This is a genomic window from Kribbella sp. NPDC104218 (assembly GCF_055584105.1).
Window position 1 is genome coordinate 1225673 of sequence record NZ_JBVJMQ010000001.1, and the last position, 17945, is coordinate 1243617.

Consider the following 17945-nt stretch of genomic DNA (forward strand, 5'->3'; position numbering starts at 1 on the left):
ATGGAATCCGAGGGCGTGATCGTCGTCAGCGGAATCATGGCGGCCGGGAAGACCGCGGTCTCCCATCTGCTGGCCGAGCGGTTCCAGTACGGCGTCCATCTGCCGGGCAGTCTGTTCCGCCGGATGATCGTCAGCGGGCACGCCTCGATGGCCGAGGACCCGGCCGAGGCGCAGCGCCAGATGCAGCTCGGGTTCCGGCTCGCCTGCACGGCCGCCGACGGGTACGCCGAGGCCGGTTTCACCGTCGTCCTGCAGGACGTCGTGATCGGCGAGCTGCTCCGCGAGTTCCTGGACGGCATCCGGACGCGCCCGCGCTACCTCGTCGTCCTGACCCCGCGGCCGGATGTCATCTCCGGGCGGCTCGGCGGATCGCACCACCTGGTCGACGAGCTCGACTACGAGCTGCACGCGTTCAGCCCGCGGCGCGGCCTCTGGCTGGACAACTCCGACCTGTCCGCGGCCGAGACCGTCGACGCGATCCTCGGCCGCCTCGACGAGGCGCGCTTCGAGTGATGGCGAGCCACGCTACCCGGGGGTAGTTTGGCTGGATGGCGACCACGGTACGGCGGACCTCGTGCAACCTGTGTGAAGCGATCTGCGGTGTGCTGGTGACGGTCGAGGACGGCCACGTCACCGACATCCGGGGTGACGAGTCCGACCCGCTGTCCCGCGGGCACATCTGCCCGAAGGCGGTCGCGCTGCGCGATCTGCAGGACGACCCGGACCGCTTGCGGACTCCGGTCCGCCGGACGGCGAACGGCTGGGAGCCGATCGGATGGACGGCGGCGTACGCGCTGATCGTCGACAAGCTGACCGCGATCCAGCGCGCGCACGGGCGGAACTCGGTCGGCGTCTACCTCGGCAATCCGAATGTCCACAGTCTCGGCGCGCTGACGCATATGCCGACGCTGGTCCGGCAGCTGCGGACCCGGAGCAAATTCAGCGCGACGTCGATCGACCAGCTGCCGCAGATGCTCGCGTCGTACCAGCTCTACGGGCATCAGCTGATGATCGCCGTCCCGGATATCGACCGGACGTCGTACCTGCTGATGTTGGGAGCGAACCCGCTCGCCTCGAACGGGAGCATGATGACGGCGCCCGGGTTCGCCCGGCGGCTCAAGGACGTCCGCAAACGCGGCGGCAAGGTGGTCGTCATCGACCCGCGGCGGACGGAAACCGCCGCGGTCGCCGACGAGCACCACTTCGTCCGGCCGGGAACGGATGCGGCCTTCCTGCTCGCGCTGATCCACGAGGTGATCGCCGAGGGGCACGCGCGGCCGGCGGCGTACGTCGACGGGCTCGCCGCGGTGGAAGCCGCGGTCGAGGAGTGGACGCCGGAGCGGGCGGCCGCCCTGACCGGGATCGACGCGGCGGTGATCCGGCGGACGGCGCGCGAGTACGCGACGGCCGGCCGGGCCGCGGTCTACGGGCGGGTCGGGGTGTCGACGCAGCAGTTCGGCGCGCTGTGTCAGTGGGCGATCCAGGTGCTGAACATCATCACCGGGAATCTGGACCGGCCGGGCGGGACGATGTTCGCGCGGCCCGCGGTGAACACCTTGCTCGGGCTCGGGCGCGGGCACCTCGGGGTCTGGTCGAGCCGGGTGCGCGGGTTGCCGGAGTTCGGCGGGGAGCTGCCGGTGTCGGTGATGGCGGAGGAGATCCTGACGCCGGGCGACGGACAGATCCGGGCGATGGTGACGATCGCGGGGAACCCGGTGCTGTCCACCCCGGACGGGCGCAAGCTCGACGAGGCGTTCGAGTCGCTGGAGTTCATGGTCGCGGTCGATCCGTACATCAACGAGACCACTCGGCACGCGGACGTGATCCTGCCGCCGGCGCCACCGCTCGAGCGCGAGCACTACGACGTGGTCTTCCACCAGCTCGCCGTCCGCAACACCGCCCGCTGGAACGACGCCGTCCTGCCGAAGCCGGCCGACGCCCGGCACGACTGGGAGATCTTCCGCGACCTCGGCATCGCACTCGCCCGCCGGACGCCGCTCAGCCGCAAGCGGCTCCTGGTCGAGGCGCAGCTGCGGCTGCCACCGCGTCGCGTCGTGGACGCCGGGCTGCGGATCGGCCCCTACAAACTCTCGCTCCGCGCGCTGCGCAAGGCACCCGGCGGCATCGACCTCGGCCCCCTTCAGCCCGCTCTCCCGCGAGCGCTCTTTCACAAGACCAAACGCATCAACCTCGACCAGCCGCTCTTCCTCGCCGACCTCCCCCGGCTGGCCGCACTCCCACAGGTCGCCGACGATCAGCTGCTCCTGATCGGCCGCCGGCACCTCCGTAACAACAACTCCTGGATGCACAACTCCGCTCGCCTCACCAAAGGCAAACCCCGCCACCACCTCCTCATGCACCCCGACGACCTCGCGTCGCGAGACCTCACCGAGGGACAGCTGGTGACGATCACCTCCGCGGCCGGCGCCCTCGCGGTAGAAGTTGCCTCCAGCAACGACATGATGCCCGGCGTCGTGTCCCTCCCACACGGCTTCGGCCACAACCGCCCCGGCGTCCAGCTCCAAGTAGCCGGCCGCCTCGCCGGCGTCAGCCTCAACGACCTCACCGACGCCACCCGCACCGACGCCGTAGCCGGCACCGCCGCCGTGAACGGCGTCCCCGTAACCGTCACCGCCACCTGAGCCTCCCCAGACCGGAACAGGCGGCTGCCCCTCCCACCCCACCTGTGGCGGGAGGGGCAGCGACCCGGCTCAGGTGGTGTGGTGAGGGCGAGGCGCGTAGCGCGGGGGGCGGTCGCAGCGGGAGGGACAGGTCGCGGGTGGGCCGGAGCTCTCGCGGACTACGAGGAGGCGGGTGGAGTAGAGGTGGGATTCGGGGGGTGCGCCGTCCAGAAGGTTGAGGAGGCGATGGGTGACCTCGGCGCCGTAGCCGATGATGTTGTGGGACATGGCGGTGAGGCGCGGGTGGGTGATGCGGCAGAGAGTGGAGTCGTCCCAGGCGACCAGGGTGAGGTCGTCGGGGACGACGGCGCCCAGGCCTTGGGCGACGGAGAGGCCGGCGACGGCCATCAGGTCGTTGTCGTAGATGACGGCGGTGGGGCGCGGGTCGGCGGCCAGCAGGTCGCGGGTCGCGGCGGCGCCTTGGTCGGCGGAGTAGTCGGTGTGGACGAGGCTGACGTCGAGGCCGAGCGAGCGTGCGGCGCTGAAGAAGGCGCGGTCGCGGATCCAGACGTCGCCGTACTCCGGCGGTCCGGCGACTCTGGCGACGCGGCGGTGCCCCAGTGCTGCCACGTGTCCCAGGGCCGCGTTCATCGCGGCGGCGGCGTCGGTCCAGACGCAGGGCAGGCCGTCGGCCAGCTGCGGGTCGCCGACCAGGACGGCGGGCAGCCCGAGCTTGCGCAGCAACGGGATCCGCGGGTCGGCCATTCGCAGGTCGACCACGATGACGCCGTCCACGCGGCGCTCGGCCGCCCATTTCCGGTACGTCGCGAGCTCCTCGTCCAAGCTGGACACCACCTGAAGGGCCAGCGCGTACGAGCGATCGGCGAGCACGGACTCCACGCCGGCGACGAAGCCCAGGTAGAACGGCTCCTCGGTCAGCGTCTGCGCCGTCCGGGCCAGGACCAGCCCGAACGTCTCACTGCGCGCCGCGGACAGCTGCCGGGCGGCGCGATTCGGTACCCACTCCAGTTCTTCGGCGACTCTGAGAACCCGCGCACGGGTAGCCGCGGACACTCCGGGCTGGTTGTTCAGCGCGTAACTCACCGCGCCTTTGGAGACGCCGGCGCGGCGTGCGATCTCCTTGATGGTGACTCGGGGCACAACAAACTCCTCACGGGCGGCCGGACCGCTGACGGTCGGTCCGGAATCCTCTAGTGTGCGCCGATTACCACACCGTGTCACCAAGTGAGAGCGGAAAGTGACTTTTTTGATCACATATCGGAACTCGCCGGTTCCGGTCGCAATCGGCCGAGGTGTGGGCGGACCCTAGTCGAGGCGGTTCCGGGTGGGATACGGTTGCCGCTGTTACTTAACCGGTTCGGCACGCAGGTCGGCGACGGCTCCCAAGGGCAGCGGGTCCGCCGCCGGTCACCACAACACCTCATGGAGAAAACCATGGTCGCAGTGGACAACCTGTCCCTCCAGTTGTACACGGTCCGCTACAAGCTCGAGGAGGACTTCGACGCCACCCTGGCCCGGATCGCCGAGATCGGCTTCACGAAGGTCGAACCCTTCGGTGTGCCGGGCGCGGCGGACAAACTGGCCGAGGCGCTGCCCAAGCACGGCCTGACGGCACCGACCACGCACGCGGGCCTGCTCCGCGAGGACGCGGCCCCGATCTACGCGGCCGCGCAGCGGCTCGGGATCGGCACCGTCATCGAGCCCTACATCGACCCGGCCCGCTGGACGTCGGCGGACGACGTCAAGGCCACCGCCGAGGCGCTCAACCAGGCCGCGGTCGAGGCGGCCGAGCACGGCATCACGGTCGGTTACCACAACCACCACTTCGAGTTCGAGAACAAGATCGACGGCGTGCACGCGCTGGAGATCTTCGTCGACCACCTGAGCGACGAGGTGATCCTCGAGGTGGACACCTACTGGGCCGCGGTCGGCGGCGCCGACGTCCCGGCGATCCTGCGCAAGTGGGGCAACCGGGTCCAGGCGCTGCACGTCAAGGACGGCGACGGCACGCTGAACAACAAGGCCCAGGTGGGCGTCGGCGACGGCCAGATCGCCGTCCGCGACATCCTCGCCGCGGCCCCGCACGCGCTGCGCGTCGTCGAGCTGGACGACTACGAGGGCGAGATCTTCGACGCCGTCCAGGCCAGCTTCACGTTCCTGACCGGAGAGGGCGCGCCCGAATGAGTGCTGTCGGTGTAGGTGTGATCGGCGCCGGGGTCATCTCCGACGCGTACATCAAGAGTATGCAGAGCTTCCCGGACCTGAAGGTCGTCGCGATCGGCGACCTGCGCCCGGAGGCCGCCAAGGACAAGGCGAGCGAGTACGGCATCGAGGCCCACGGCGGCCCCGAGACCGTGCTGAACCACCCGGACGTCGAGATCGTGGTCAACCTGACCATCCCGATCGCGCACGTCGAGGTCGCGCTGGCAGCCGTTGCCGCCGGCAAGCACGTGTGGAGCGAGAAGCCCTTCTCGCTGGACCAGGACAGCGGCCGCAAGCTGCTGGCGACCGCCCAGGACGCCGGCCTGCGTCTCGGCTGCGCCCCGGATACCATCCTCGGCCCGGGCCTGCAGGAGTCGCGCCGCATCATCGAGCGCGGTGACATCGGTACGCCGTTGACCGCGCTCACCCTGATGCAGTCGCCCGGTCCCGAGTCCTGGCACCCGAACCCGGCCTTCCTGTTCCAGGAGGGCGCGGGCCCGCTGTGGGACATCGGCCCGTACTACCTGACCACGCTGGTCCAGCTGTTCGGTCCGGTCGCGGCGGTGGCCGGGATCGGCTCGAAGTCGCGCGAGAAGCGCACGATCGGCTCGGGCCCGCTGGCCGGGACGGACTTCGACGTGACCGTGCCGACCCATGTCAGCGCGATCGCGCGGTTCGAGTCGGGGCAGTCGTCGCAGAGCATCTTCAGCTTCGACTCGCCGCTGTCGCGGGCCGGGTTCGTCGAGATCACCGGCTCGGAGGCGACACTCGCCGTCCCGGACCCGAACGCGTTCGACGGCGACATCAAGATCCGCCGCCGCGGCACCGAGGACTGGGAGACGCTGACCACGACGAAGGCGACCGCGCAGCGCGGCACCGGCGTCCTGGAGATGGCGCGCGCCATCCGCGCGGACCGGCCGCACCGGGCCAGTGGGGCGCTCGCGTTCCACGTCGTCGACGTGATGGCCTCCATCACCGACTCGATCGACACCGGCGCGTTCGTGGACGTGACCAGCACTGTCGACGTCCCGCCGGTCCTCCCCGAGGACTGGGACGTGCACGCGGCGACGCTATGACGGCCAAGCTCAGCTTGGATCCCCGGTGGACCGTCGTGTTCGCCGGGGATTCCGTCACCGACTGCGGACGCCGGGACGACCCGGCGCAGCTCGGCGACGGTTACGTCCGGGACCTGTACGACGACTTCGGGGCCGACCGGCCGCGGGTCGTCAACGCCGGGATCAGCGGCAACCGCACGGTCGACCTGGCCGCGCGGTGGTCCGCCGACGTCCTGGCCCACCAGCCCGATCTGGTCTCGATCCTGATCGGGATCAACGACACCTGGCGGCGCTACGACAACGCCAACGACCCGACCACACCGGAATTGTTCGAGAAGTCATACCGCGAGTTGCTCGCGCCGCTGACCTGCCCAGTGGTGCTGATCGAGCCGTTCGTGCTGCCGGTCGACCCCGGTCAGGAGACCTGGTCGGAGGATCTCGATCCGAAACTCGAGGTCGTCCACAAGCTCGCCGCGGAGTACAACGCCATCCTGGTTCGGGCCCAGACCGAGCTCAGCCGGCAAGCCCTGACCGTCGGCGCGGACACCCTCGCGGACGACGGCGTCCACCCGACGGCCGCGGGGCATCGCGCCCTGGCCGATCTGTGGCGCACGACCGTTCTCTGAACTACAGCTCCCCTGACCTCACGGGGGAGCTGTAGTTTGTCCTGACTAAACCGGTTCACGCTCTCTGGAGATTCCGTTGAACACTCTTTCGCTGACCACCGAGGGTGGCGCCAGCTGGACCGTGCAGGCCATCGCCGGGCCGGTGCCCGCGGACGACAGCGCGCTGCTGGGTACGCCGATCGCCGCGACCGTGCCCGGTGAGGTCCACACCGACCTACTCGCGGCCGGCGCGATCCCGGACCCGTTCGACGGGGACAACGAGAGCAAGCTGGCCTGGATCGGCAGCACCGATTGGGTCTACCGGACGACGTTCGACTGGGCGACCGACGGCCACGCCGTCCAGGAGCTGGTTGCCGATGGCCTGGACACCGCCGCCACGGTGACCCTGAACGGCCGGCAGATCGCGCAGACCTGTAACCAGCACCGCAGCTACCGCTTCGACGTCACCGGCCTCCTGGTTGCCGAGGGCAATGAACTGGTAGTCGAGTTCGCGTCGCCGGTCGAGACGGCGAAGAAGCTGGCCGAGACGCTCGGGCTCTGGCCGCACACGAACAAGCACGCCTACAACGCGATCCGGAAGATGGCCAGCAACTACGGCTGGGACTGGGGTCCGGATCTCGCGACCGCGGGGATCTGGAAGCCGATCCGGATCGAGTCCTGGTCCGGCGTCCGGATCGCGAGCGTCCGCCCGCTGGCCGATGGCAACGGCGTCCTGACCGCACACGTCGAGCTGGCCTGGTCGGACGCCGCGACCGAGACGACGGTCGCCTTGGCGGTTGGCGGCCAGACTGTCAGTGAAACGGTTGCCGCAGGCACTCCCGCAGTGGCGCTGACGGCAACAGTTGCCGACGTCAACCTCTGGTGGCCGCGGGGCTACGGCGATCAGCCGTTGTACGACGTGAGCGTGACGGTAGCCGACGACAACTGGACCGGCCGGGTCGGCTTCCGCGATGTCACGATGGATGTTGCCCCGGACAAGGACGGCGGCCCGTTCGTCCTGTCGGTGAACGGCCGGCCGATCTACGTGCACGGCGCGAACTGGATCCCGGACGACGCGTTCGTCACCCGGCTGAACCGGGCGACGTACGAGACGAGCATCCAGGACGCGCTCGACGCCGGGATGAACCTGCTCCGGGTCTGGGGCGGCGGCATCTACGAGACCGACGACTTCTACGACATCTGCGACGAGCAGGGCGTCCTGGTCTGGCAGGACTTCCTGTTCGCGTGCGCGGCGTACTCCGAGGACGAGCCGCTGTGGAGCGAGGTCGAGGCGGAGGCCCGGGACGCCGTCACCCGGCTGAGCAAGCACGCCAGCCTGGCGGTCTGGAACGGCAACAACGAGAACATCTGGGGTTACGTCGAGTGGGGCTGGCGCGCACCGCTGGCCGGCCGCAAGTGGGGCGAGGGCTACTACTTCGACCTGCTGCCGCGGATCGTCGCCGAGCTGGACCCGCGGACGCCGTACTCGCAGGGCAGCCCGTACTCGTACGACCACTTCATCCACCCGAACGACGAGCGCAACGGGACCATGCACGTCTGGGACGTGTGGAACCAGGTCGACTACTCGACGTACCGCAAGTACAAGCCGCGGTTCGTGTCGGAGTTCGGCTTCCAGGGCCCGCCGGCCTGGTCGACGCTGACGTCGGTCGTGCACGACGTCCCGCTCGATCCGTACGGCGAGCAGATGCTCGTGCACCAGAAGGCGTACGAGGGCAACCTCAAGCTGGAGCGCGGTCTCGGCGACCACTTGCCGTTGTGGAAGAACATCGATGACTGGCACTGGACGACGCAGCTGAACCAGGCGCGGGCGATCATCTACGGGATCGAGCATTTCCGCAGCCTGTTCCCGCTGAACACCGGCGCGATCATCTGGCAGCTGAACGACAACTGGCCGGTGGTCTCCTGGGCCGCTGTCGACGGGCACGGGATCCGCAAGCCGCTCTGGTTCGCCTTGAAGCGCGTGTACGCCGACCGCTTGCTCTCCGTGCAGCCACGGGATGAGGGTCTGGTTGTGGCCGCTCACAACGACTCCGACGAGGTCTGGACGACGCAGCTGCTGCTGGCCCGTCGTGCGACCGGTCAGGGCGGTGAGACCTTCGCTCGGGAGAGCATCACCCTGGAGGTACCGGCCCGTTCGGCGGTCACGCTTCCCGTGCCGGCGGCGCTCGTCTCTCTCGACTCGACGCACGAGTACCTGGAGGTCCGCGGCGGCGACGGCTCCACCGCGTTCTGGTACTTCGTCGAAGACACTGCGTTGCTGCTGGCACCTGATGCGTACACGTCGTCCGTCACCCCGACCGACGATGGCTACGACGTCACCGTCACCGCGACCGCATTGGCCAAGGACTTGGCGCTCTTCCCGGACCGCCTCGACCCGGCAGCCCGTGTGGACTCCTGTCTGGTCACCCTGGCCGCCGGTGAGCAGCACACGTTCCACGTCACCGGAGCGGCTGCTCCGACCGAGGTCGGCGTACCGGTCCTGCGGTCGGCGAATGACCTGGTGAGCTGAGCAGAAGGCATACTGGTCCCCCGTGACTGGGGCACGGGGGACAGCGCTGCTGCTGGCAGCTGTACTGATGGTGGCTGGGTGCGCGGAACAAGAGCCGTCGACCGGCGTCGTCCCCCAGTCCGCGCCGACGACGCCGACGCCCGCCCGGACGACTGCGACACCGCCGCCGACCAGCTCGACTCCGCGGCCACCAGCCACGTCGGCTCCCGTCGTCCGGCCCGGCCAGTCGGACAACAAGAACCTGATGCCGGTGATCGACCACGGGCCGCGGGACAAGAAGCAGGTGGCGTTGACCTTCGACGCCGACCTCACTGCGGCCATGCGAAAGCGGCTGCTCAGCGGCAAGGTGTCGTCGTACTACAACACCGCTCTGATCGCGGAGCTGCGCCGACTGAAGGTTCCGGCGACTCTGTTCCTCACTGGGATGTGGATGGAGCAGTACCCCGAGGTGACGCGCGAGCTGGCGGCTGACCCGCTCTTCGAGCTCGGTACGCACAGCTATGACCACAAGGCGTTCACCAAGAAGTGCTACACGCTTGGGACCGTTCCGCGCGCGGACATGCGAGCCGACGTCCAGCGGGCTGTGGTGCAGCTCGACCAGCTGGATCCGCAGGCCACGCGGTGGTTCCGGTTCCCGGGCGGTTGCTACGACGGTACGGCGCTGCACGAGCTCGCACCCACCGGTGTGACGGCCGTGGGGCTCGACTGCCCGGGCGCTGACGGTTTCGCGAAGTCACCGAAGCCCGTCATCAAGCAGGTGCTGTCGACCGTGCAGAACGGGTCGATCGTGGTTCTGCACATGCACGGCGGTGACAACGCGCCGTACACCGATGAGGCGATCGGACCGATCGTGAAAGAGCTACGTACACGCGGTTACCAGCTGGTGACAGTGACACAGCTCATGCACGGGAACCGCTGACATGACTGCAGCGTCAGCCAACACATGACCAACAGGCGGATGCGCAGTGCCGGCATCACGCTCGGCCTCACGGCACTGGTCGCCGCAGCCCTCACCGGTTGCTCCAGCGACGACGACCAACCCGACTACGCGGCCATCTGCGTCGAACCGCAGACCCAGACCCGAGTCGATGACGACGAGTGCAAGGACGAACGTGACTACCAGGGCTCGGGGGCGGCCTTCTTCTGGTTCTACATGGCCACACGGGGTGGTGCGCACGTGCCGGCGGTAGGTGCTCGCTACGCGATGAGCCAGGGCACCTACACCACGCCGCAACGACGAGACGAGTCGTCTGGTGGCGGTAGCGGTTCACCGAGCATTCAGCGTGGCGGACTGAGCAAGAATGGTGGGGACATCGGCACGATCAGCCGTGGTGGATTCGGCCACTCCGGCAAGGGGAGCTCTGGCGGTTGATGTGGCGGCACGCGATCAAACCACGCGAGAACTGGCGCAAGAAGGTCGTTGAGCAGGGCCTGGTGTTTCCGATGACCGACATGCCGGACGGCTCGGAGCGCCCGTACTGGAACGAGAGCGCCTGGTACGAGGTGACCATGGACGAGGTGCTGCACCTCGAACGCGTCACCGAGGAGCTCTACGAGATGTGCCGGCACGCCGCCCGGGTGATGGCGACCGGCGGCAACTTCTCGGACGCCGAGCTCGGTCTGGCGCCCGGCACACTCGCACTGGTCCAGCAGTCCCTGCGACGTGACGACCTGTCCGTGTACGCCCGTTTCGATCTGGTCTGGAGCGGCACCGAGCCCAAGATGCTGGAGATCAACGGCGACACCCCGACCGGTCTGGTCGAGTCCGCAGTGATCCAGTGGAACTGGCTGGAGGATGTCTTCCCGGACGCCGACCAGTGGAACTCGGTGCACGACCGCCTGGTCCAGTGGTGGACGCAGCAGCTCGCGGCCGGCCGCTTCCCGGGGAACGAGGCGCACTTCTTCAACTCCGGCCAGGAGCGGTCCGGTGAGGAGGAGATGACAGTCGCGTACCTGCGCGACACGGCGGCCATGGCCGGACTGGCGACGTACGGGCACGAGATCGAGGACGTCGGCTGGGAGTCGACCCAACGCGCTTTCGTCGACTGGGGCCGGCGTCCGATCCGGACGGCGTTCAAGCTGTACCCCTGGGAGGACATGCTCGACGAGGCGTTCGGCAAGTTCATCCTGGCCGGCACCGAGCGGCAGCCGGTCCAGTGGATCGAACCGGTCTGGAAGACGATGCTGTCCACCAAGGCGATCCTCCCGGTGCTCTGGGAGCTCTACCCCGAGCACCCGAACCTGCTCCCGGCCTACTTCGGCCACCCGGGCGACCTGACCGAGTGGGTCGCCAAACCGCTGCACGGCCGCGAGGGCAGCAACATCGTCATCCACACCGCCGACCAGGACCACACCCAGGACGGCCCCTACGACACGGACGCCATGGTCTACCAGCAGTGGTGCCCGCTCCCCTCCTACGACGGCAACCAGGCCGTCATCGGCAGCTGGATCGTCGACGGCTCGGCCGCCGGCATGATGGTCCGCGAGTCCGACGGCCCCATCACCGACTACTACGCCCGCTTCGTCCCGCACGCCATCGGCACCAGCCCCCGCCCGGACGCCGAAACCGTCCAGCGCTGGCTGACCGAATAGCTAGACGTTGATGGCGACGTACTTGACGTTCAGGTACTCGTCGATGCCGACGGTGCCGCCTTCGCGGCCGAGGCCGGACTGTTTGACGCCGCCGAAGGGGGCGGCGGGGTTGGAGACGATGCCCTGGTTGAGGCCGATCATGCCGGTCTCGAGGCGTTCGGAGATGCGCAGGGCGCGGGTGAGGTCGTTGGTGAACAGGTAGGAGACCAGGCCGTACTCCGTGTCGTTGGCCATCGCGACCGCCTCGTCCTCGGAGTCGAAGGCGGTCAGCGGGGCGACCGGGCCGAAGATCTCCTCCTTCTGCAGCCGCGCGTCGCGCGGGACGTCGGCGAGTACGGTCGGCGGGTAGAAGTAACCGTTGCCATCAGCAACTGATCCGCCGACCAGGGCGCGGGCGCCGCGGGTGATCGCGTCGTCGACCAGCTCGGCGACCTTGCCGCGTTGGGCGCCGTCGATCAGCGGGCCGACGTCGACGCCGTCCTCGGTGCCGCGCCCGACCTTCAGCGCGGCCATCCGCTCGCTGAGCCGCCGGGAGAACTCGTCCAGGACGGGTCGTTCGACGTAGATCCGGTTGGCCGCGGTGCAGGCCTCGCCGCCGTTGCGCATCTTGGCCAGCATCGCGCCCTCGACGGCCTGGTCCAGGTCGGCGTCCGCGAAGACGAGCAGCGGCGCGTTGCCGCCGAGCTCCATGCTGGTCCGCAGGACCTGGTCGGCGGCCTGCTCGATCAGCTTGCGGCCGACCTGGGTGGAGCCGGTGAAGGACAGCTTGCGGGCGCGGCCGTCGCGGATCAGCGGCTCCATCACGCCGCCGGAGTCGCTGGTGGTGATGACGTTCAGGACGCCGGCCGGCAGCCCGGCCTCGGTCATCAGCTCGGCCAGCTTGAGCATCGACAGCGGCGTCTGCGCCGCGGGCTTGATCACCATTGTGCAGCCGGCCGCGACCGCTGGGCCGATCTTGCGCGCACCCATCGCGGCCGGGAAGTTCCACGGCGTGATCAGCAGACAGGGACCGACCGGCTGCCGCATCACGAGGAAGCGGCCCTTGCCATTCGGCGCGACCTGGTAGCTGCCCTCGATCCGGACCGCCTCCTCGGCGAACCAGCGGAAGAACTCGGCGGCGTACGCGATCTCGCCCTTGGACTCCGCGACCGGCTTGCCCATCTCCAGCGTCATCAACAGCGCCAGCTCGTCGACCCGCTCGGTCATCAGCTCGTACGTACGGCGCAGGATCTCGCCGCGCTCCCGGGGCGGCGTCGCGGCCCACTCGGCCTGAGCTGCGACGGCGGCGTCCAGTGCAGCCTTCCCGTCAGCCGGACTGGCGTCAGCTACCTGGCAGAACGTCGTACCGGTGGACGGGTCCTCGACGCCGAGCGTTCGGCCACCCTCCGCCGGCTGCCACTTGCCCCCGATGAAGAGGTCGGTCGGACACGCCTCGACGACTGCCTGCTCACGCTGCTGGTCCATATGACCACCATAGGTCGCTGTCAGGCGGTGGCAATGAGCGGCGGAGCGTGCCGCGGCACAGTGCGGATTGTGCGGGTCAGACCGGCCGCAATGGTCCGCAGGATCGACGACCGGACGAGTCCGTCGAATGCGAGCGGAACGAGCATGACCTCGTCGGCTGTCGTTTCTGCGACCAGTCCGCCGAGTGCTGACACCACCGAGGTCCGGGAGCCGACGATGTGGCCGGGGTCGTCCAGGAGGCGTTCGGCGCGGCCACGCTCGCGGCCGGTGAGCGGAGGCTCGAGTAGCGCCATCAGCTCCGCAGTCGTCGCCCGCGGTGGCGCTACCCGCAGCCGGCTCTTCACCCGGACGTACTCAGCGAAGCGCACGATCGCCTCCGCCTCGGTATCCGCTGCGACCACTCCGACCGTCACGGCTAGGTAGGGCTTCACAGTCGGCCCGCTCGCCTCGAAATGATCTCGGTACGCCGCCACGGCCGCACTGGTCATCGCAGTCGCACTGTGGTGCTGGACTACGACCGGCAGCCCGCGCACGGCCGCGATCGACGCCGCACCGGGATGGTCAGCCGACACCAGGACAGGTGGCGGCAGTCCGGCCAGTGACAGCCGCACTTCACCAACAGGCGCACGACCGGGCAGGCCGTCGCGTAGGAACCCGCACAGCTCGTCGAGCCGCTGCGGGAACGTGTCCCGGGCGCTACCGCCGAGTGCGGCCGCCGTACTGGGCGCGTGGTTGAACTGCTGGCCCACGCCGAGATCGATCCGGCTCGGGTACGCCGCCGCCAGCGCGGCGAACTGCTCGGCGATCACCAGCGGCTGATGGTTGGTCAGCAGGACGCCGCCGGCGCCCAGCCGGATCCGGTCGGTGCGCGCAGCGAGGACAGCTGCGAGGACGGCGGGCGCCGCGCTGCCGACGCCTCGGACGCCGTGCTGCTCCCCCAACCAGAACCGGCGGAAACCGAGGTCGTCGGCAGCCTGTGCGACCTCTGCCGTCTCCCGGAGTGCGGCCGCAGCCGACTGACCGGGCAGCTGCGGAACGGTGTCGAGCACCGAATGCGCCGATACCGGCAGACCAGGAGAGACAGGCGATAGCACCCGTTCACCGTCGCAGCGCCGCGCAGTCCGCACATGGGGGTGACACCCCCATGTTTTGGTCGGGGTGCCCCCATGGTTCAAGCCCTCGATCACCGCCTGAATTTGGGTAATCGGAGCCCTTGCCGCGTCCCTGCGAGGTCAGGCATCGTTCCCGGCGTTCCTTCCAGATTTCGCGGACAGAGGAGGCCGAAGACGAGTGCACACCATGAGCTGGGAGCCGTAGCGCTCCCCACCTGAGCCGGTTCGGGCTTCCACCAAAGACCGCACCGGCCGGGCGTTGCTGCCGCGGGTCGATCAACCCCCAGTCGTCGTCCCGCGGCAGCTACCCCCGTTGTGCCGCCACCCTGTCCGCGACCCAGCTGAGAAATATGGGGGCTCGATACCCATGTGGGGGACCGCGGGCCGATGGCAGCCTGATCGCGTGCTCAACTCACTGACCTCCGGATCGCCCCGGACCGCTCAGCGCGCAGCCGCCGCCTGGTGGTCCGCAGCGCTGCGTCCGGACGAGCGGCCGGATGTCCCGCCGGCCTGGGCACAGTACGTCGACCGCGGCCGGTCGATCCGCCTGGACCCGCCTGTCGCCGGTCCCGACAGTGACTGGCGGCAGGCGTTCATGCGGTGCTTCGGGCCGCTGCTCGCCGTCGCCCGGGCCGACCTGGCCGCCGCCGGGCACACCGGCGTCCTGGCCGAGCAGTTCCTGCAGCGACTCGGACGGCGGCTCGTCCGGCTCGCCTCGCGCACGCTGGTGCTGGAGCTGGCCCGCTCCCGCGACCGCGGCGAGCTGGCCGGCGGTACGTCGGCCGCACGTTTTCTGAACTTCACCCACCGGCTCGACGGAGGGAGCGAGCTGGCGGGGTTCTTGGCCGCATATCCGGTGCTGGCCCGGGTCCTGGGCGAGTCGTGCCGACAGAGCGTCGAGGGACACCTCGAGCTGCTGGCACGACTCGCCGAGGACCGTGAGTCGCTCGTGACCGGATTGTTCGACGGCCGCGACCCCGGCGAGCTGACCGCCGTGGACCCCGGAGGCGACCCGCACCGGGGCGGGCGCTGCACGACGATCCTCACCTTCGCCGGCGGGCAGCAGGTGGTCTACAAACCGCGGCCGCTCGACCTGCACAGCCACTTCAACGGCTTCGTCGGTTGGCTGAACGGCAAAACCGGTCTGGACCTGCGCACTGTCCGGCTCGTCCGCCGCCCTGACCACGGCTGGATGGAGTACATCACCCCCGAGCCGTGCACCGATATGAGCGCCGTCCGCCGCTTCTACCACCGGCAGGGCGCGCTGCTGGCCCTGCTGTACGTCCTCGACGGCACCGACGTGCATTTCGAGAACCTGATCGCCGTCGGCGAGCAGCCGGTACTCGTCGACGTCGAAACGCTCTTCCACCCGACCCATCTGCCCCCGGGCAGCCTGAGCCGCGACCCGGCGTACCGGACGCTGATGAGCTCGGTCTACCGGACCGCGTTGCTGCCGCTGCTGGTCGCCGGTGAGCACGGCGTCGCAGACATGTCGGGTCTCGGCGGGGACGCCGACGAGACGACTCCGATCGACGTCGTCGATTGGGAGGACTGCGGCCTGGACACCATGCACCTGGTCCGTCGGCCCGGAACGACCCGCGGCGGGCAGAACCGACCGCGGCTGGACAACCTCGCCGTCGAACCGCGGGACCACGAGCTCGCTGTCCTGACTGGGTTCCAGGCGGCGTACGAGGCGATCTCCTGGCACCGCAACGAGCTGCTCGGACCGGACGGTCTGCTCGCTCGCTGCGCTGATGCGACCGTGCGCTTCGTACCGCGAAACACCAACCTGTACACGGGCTTGCTGGACGAGGCGACGCATCCGGACGCGCTGCGCGACGCAGCCGGCCGCAGCGGGCTGCTCGACCTCCTGTGGGAGGCCGACGCAACCTTGAACGCGCTGGTCCCGCATGAGCTGGATGACCTGTGGGCCGGCGACGTGCCGCTCTTCACCGTCCGGCCGAACAGCCGGGACGTGTGGGCCTCCGATGGGACTCGCGTCCCAGGTGTGCTCGCTGCCGAGGGACTGCGCACAGTCGAGGCGAAGCTGCTCGCACTGAGCGATGTGGACGCCCACCGGCAGAAGTGGCTGATCTCCGCGACGCTGGCGACCCGGCCGGAGCGGATCGTGCACCTCAGCACCGCCAGCCGTCCCGGGCTCGGCACCGCGGACGCCGACCCCAGCAGCCTGCTCGCCGCCGCAACGGATATCGCCGACGAGATCGTCGCCCAGGTGATCAGCGCCCCGGACGGCGCCGCCAACTGGCTGGGCCTCGAACTGCTCGACGACCACCACTGGGCGGTCCGCCCGATGGGTGGCGGTCTCAGCAACGGCTACCTCGGTACGGCGCTCTTCCTCGCCCAGGTCGGCAATCTGACCGGCGAGAGCAAGTACTGCGAGCTCGCGTGGGACGCAGTCCGCCCGATGCCGCAGCTGCTCGAAGCCCTGGCGTCGGACGCCGAATCGGCCAGCCTGGTCGGCCCTGGCTTCCACGGGCTCGGTGGCATCAGCTACGGCCTGCACCGCCTCTCCGGTCTGCTCAGCGACAGCGCCATCACCGGCTGGCTGCACACCGCGCTGGAAGTGACGTCCGGGATCAAGACCAACCCGACTGACTTCCCGACGTACGCCGAAGGCGCCGCAGGCGGGCTGGCCGCGATGCGATCCCTCGAAGCCATCCCGGCCGCCGCTGCGATCGCGCAGCGGTACGCCGACGACCTCGTACGGGCCGTCGAGCATGGCGTCCGCAGCTGCCGTCCGGCAGCGCACCCAGGCTTCGCCCGCGGCTACCAGGGCGTCGCGTGGGCCCTCGGCCAGTACGGCGTCCCGGGCGACAAGTACCTGGACGCCGCACGGATGGCGACCGATCTGGACCGGAACGGCCAATCGGCCGGCCACAGCTGGTGTTCCGGCGACGCCGGCACCGCACTGGCCCGGCTGGCCGCCGGAGTACCCACGGACCTCGACTCCTACCTGAGGGCCGCAACAGAACGTCCGGTGCTCGCAGACCTGAGTCTGTGTCATGGCGAGCTCGGCGCGGTGGAGCCACTGACGTGGCTCGCCGACAGCGATCACGAAGCTGTTGAGGGGGTTCGGCAACGCCGGACCCGGCTCGTGGTCGCCGCAGTAAGGCAGTACGGACCACAGTGCGGCACACCCCGTGCGGTTCCATCTCCAGGTCTGCTGACCGGTCTGGCGGGAATCGGCTACGGGTTGCTCCGGCTGGCGTTCCCCGAACGCGTCCCGTCCGTGCTGTTGCTCGAAACAACCACCGGGGGGAAGCGCGTTCCGCGCTGACCACAGCACAGGGGAGAACCACCATGACCGCCCAGCACCACGACGACCAGCACAGCCCGCCCACCGAAGCCTGTCCGGATCCGCTCGGCCCGATTACGCTGCCGACGCGCAGCAAGATCGGCGCCCGGGCCTTCGCGCTCGTCGGCACCTTCGGCATGACCGCCTTCGCGGTCGCCGCGGTGGCCAACGACGCGTGCAGCACGTGGCCGACGATCGACAGCCACTGAGAGCCGGGGGAACAAGATGAACCACGAAGAGCCGAACACCCAGCAGGACCTGGACGCCGCGGACCCGCTCGGTCCGATCACGTTGCCCAAGCGCGGCAGGATCGGCGCCCGGGCGATGGCCCTGGTCGGCACCGTTGGCATGGGCACCTTTGCCCTCGCCGTAGCGGTGGAGGACACCTGCAGCACCTGGCCGACCATTCATCACTAACGGTCGTTCC

The 17945-nt window shown here is 69.4% G+C and carries 15 protein-coding genes; 12 read left to right on the forward strand and 3 right to left on the reverse strand.

Translation table 11 applies throughout. From position 1 onward, the window contains the following. Entirely contained in the window at positions 1 to 513 is a 513-nt protein-coding gene (locus tag ACZ6ZD_RS05780; protein ID WP_465668723.1) for a nucleoside/nucleotide kinase family protein, read from the forward strand. A gap of 35 nt (positions 514 to 548) precedes the next feature. Next, positions 549 to 2642: a molybdopterin-dependent oxidoreductase gene (locus tag ACZ6ZD_RS05785; protein WP_465668725.1), complete on the forward strand. Its 2094-nt coding sequence runs from the start codon at positions 549 to 551 to the stop codon at positions 2640 to 2642. Between the two features lie 69 nt (positions 2643 to 2711). Here ACZ6ZD_RS05785 and ACZ6ZD_RS05790 read toward each other — a convergent pair whose 3' ends face one another. Further along, a complete protein-coding gene (locus ACZ6ZD_RS05790; RefSeq protein WP_465668727.1) occupies positions 2712 to 3782 on the reverse strand; it encodes a LacI family DNA-binding transcriptional regulator in 1071 nt (356 codons plus the stop codon). Positions 3783 to 4076: 294 nt separating this feature from the next. On the opposite strand from ACZ6ZD_RS05790, the gene ACZ6ZD_RS05795 reads away from it, so the two are divergent. The 7 genes from ACZ6ZD_RS05795 to ACZ6ZD_RS05825 all read left to right on the forward strand — a co-directional run bounded on the left by ACZ6ZD_RS05795 (position 4077) and on the right by ACZ6ZD_RS05825 (position 11626). Further along, complete coding sequence (locus tag ACZ6ZD_RS05795) at positions 4077 to 4826, forward strand: sugar phosphate isomerase/epimerase family protein (protein WP_465668729.1); 750 nt, start codon at positions 4077 to 4079, stop codon at positions 4824 to 4826. Further along, positions 4823 to 5920 (forward strand): Gfo/Idh/MocA family protein, encoded by a 1098-nt coding sequence (locus ACZ6ZD_RS05800; protein ID WP_465668731.1) that lies wholly within the window; start codon positions 4823 to 4825, stop codon positions 5918 to 5920. Before ACZ6ZD_RS05795 ends, ACZ6ZD_RS05800 begins: the two co-directional genes overlap by 4 nt. Beyond that, positions 5917 to 6525 (forward strand): SGNH/GDSL hydrolase family protein, encoded by a 609-nt coding sequence (locus tag ACZ6ZD_RS05805; protein WP_465668733.1) that lies wholly within the window; start codon positions 5917 to 5919, stop codon positions 6523 to 6525. Before ACZ6ZD_RS05800 ends, ACZ6ZD_RS05805 begins: the two co-directional genes overlap by 4 nt. Before the next feature lie 76 nt (positions 6526 to 6601). Continuing rightward, complete coding sequence (locus tag ACZ6ZD_RS05810; protein WP_465668735.1) at positions 6602 to 9034, forward strand: glycoside hydrolase family 2 protein; 2433 nt, start codon at positions 6602 to 6604, stop codon at positions 9032 to 9034. Positions 9035 to 9056: 22 nt separating this feature from the next. Continuing rightward, on the forward strand, positions 9057 to 9953 hold the full coding sequence (locus ACZ6ZD_RS05815) for a polysaccharide deacetylase family protein (RefSeq protein ID WP_465668737.1): 897 nt from the start codon (positions 9057 to 9059) through the stop codon (positions 9951 to 9953). A 24-nt stretch (positions 9954 to 9977) separates the two neighbouring features. Further along, a complete protein-coding gene (locus ACZ6ZD_RS05820) occupies positions 9978 to 10406 on the forward strand; it encodes a hypothetical protein (protein WP_465668739.1) in 429 nt (142 codons plus the stop codon). Further along, positions 10406 to 11626: a glutathionylspermidine synthase family protein gene (locus tag ACZ6ZD_RS05825; protein ID WP_465668741.1), complete on the forward strand. Its 1221-nt coding sequence runs from the start codon at positions 10406 to 10408 to the stop codon at positions 11624 to 11626. Before ACZ6ZD_RS05820 ends, ACZ6ZD_RS05825 begins: the two co-directional genes overlap by 1 nt. Here the strand turns inward: ACZ6ZD_RS05825 and ACZ6ZD_RS05830 are convergent, their stop codons facing one another. Both ACZ6ZD_RS05830 and ACZ6ZD_RS05835 read right to left on the reverse strand, forming a co-directional pair. Next, positions 11627 to 13090: an NAD-dependent succinate-semialdehyde dehydrogenase gene (locus tag ACZ6ZD_RS05830; RefSeq protein WP_465668743.1), complete on the reverse strand. Its 1464-nt coding sequence runs from the start codon at positions 13088 to 13090 to the stop codon at positions 11627 to 11629. Positions 13091 to 13110: 20 nt separating this feature from the next. Then, positions 13111 to 14184 (reverse strand): MsnO8 family LLM class oxidoreductase, encoded by a 1074-nt coding sequence (locus ACZ6ZD_RS05835; RefSeq protein ID WP_465668745.1) that lies wholly within the window; start codon positions 14182 to 14184, stop codon positions 13111 to 13113. Positions 14185 to 14605: 421 nt separating this feature from the next. Between ACZ6ZD_RS05835 and ACZ6ZD_RS05840 the strand changes: the two genes are divergently transcribed. Genes ACZ6ZD_RS05840 through ACZ6ZD_RS05850 form a run of 3 tightly spaced genes read left to right on the forward strand, consistent with a single transcriptional unit; the run spans position 14606 to position 17935 of the window. Beyond that, the gene (locus tag ACZ6ZD_RS05840; RefSeq protein ID WP_465668747.1) at positions 14606 to 17500 is read left to right on the forward strand and encodes a type 2 lanthipeptide synthetase LanM family protein; all 2895 of its coding nucleotides are present in this window, start codon (positions 14606 to 14608) and stop codon (positions 17498 to 17500) included. Positions 17501 to 17523: 23 nt separating this feature from the next. Continuing rightward, positions 17524 to 17727, forward strand: coding sequence for a hypothetical protein (locus ACZ6ZD_RS05845; protein ID WP_465668749.1), 204 nt, complete (start codon positions 17524 to 17526; stop codon positions 17725 to 17727). Positions 17728 to 17743: 16 nt separating this feature from the next. Further along, entirely contained in the window at positions 17744 to 17935 is a 192-nt protein-coding gene (locus ACZ6ZD_RS05850; protein WP_465668751.1) for a hypothetical protein, read from the forward strand. Positions 17936 to 17945 lie beyond the last annotated feature (10 nt).

Excerpts from the sequence above, each read along its gene's own strand:
- ACZ6ZD_RS05820 (WP_465668739.1), top strand. The coding sequence starts at position 9,978 with ATGACCAACAGGCGGATGCGCAGTGCCGGCATCACGCTCGGCCTCACG.
- ACZ6ZD_RS05785 (WP_465668725.1), top strand. The coding sequence starts at position 549 with ATGGCGACCACGGTACGGCGGACCTCGTGCAACCTGTGTGAAGCGATC.
- ACZ6ZD_RS05850 (WP_465668751.1), top strand. The coding sequence starts at position 17,744 with ATGAACCACGAAGAGCCGAACACCCAGCAGGACCTGGACGCCGCGGAC.
- ACZ6ZD_RS05800 (WP_465668731.1), top strand. The coding sequence starts at position 4,823 with ATGAGTGCTGTCGGTGTAGGTGTGATCGGCGCCGGGGTCATCTCCGAC.
- ACZ6ZD_RS05825 (WP_465668741.1), top strand. The coding sequence starts at position 10,406 with ATGTGGCGGCACGCGATCAAACCACGCGAGAACTGGCGCAAGAAGGTC.
- ACZ6ZD_RS05845 (WP_465668749.1), top strand. The coding sequence starts at position 17,524 with ATGACCGCCCAGCACCACGACGACCAGCACAGCCCGCCCACCGAAGCC.
- ACZ6ZD_RS05830 (WP_465668743.1), bottom strand. The coding sequence starts at position 13,090 with ATGGACCAGCAGCGTGAGCAGGCAGTCGTCGAGGCGTGTCCGACCGAC.
- ACZ6ZD_RS05805 (WP_465668733.1), top strand. The coding sequence starts at position 5,917 with ATGACGGCCAAGCTCAGCTTGGATCCCCGGTGGACCGTCGTGTTCGCC.
- ACZ6ZD_RS05780 (WP_465668723.1), top strand. The coding sequence starts at position 1 with ATGGAATCCGAGGGCGTGATCGTCGTCAGCGGAATCATGGCGGCCGGG.
- ACZ6ZD_RS05795 (WP_465668729.1), top strand. The coding sequence starts at position 4,077 with ATGGTCGCAGTGGACAACCTGTCCCTCCAGTTGTACACGGTCCGCTAC.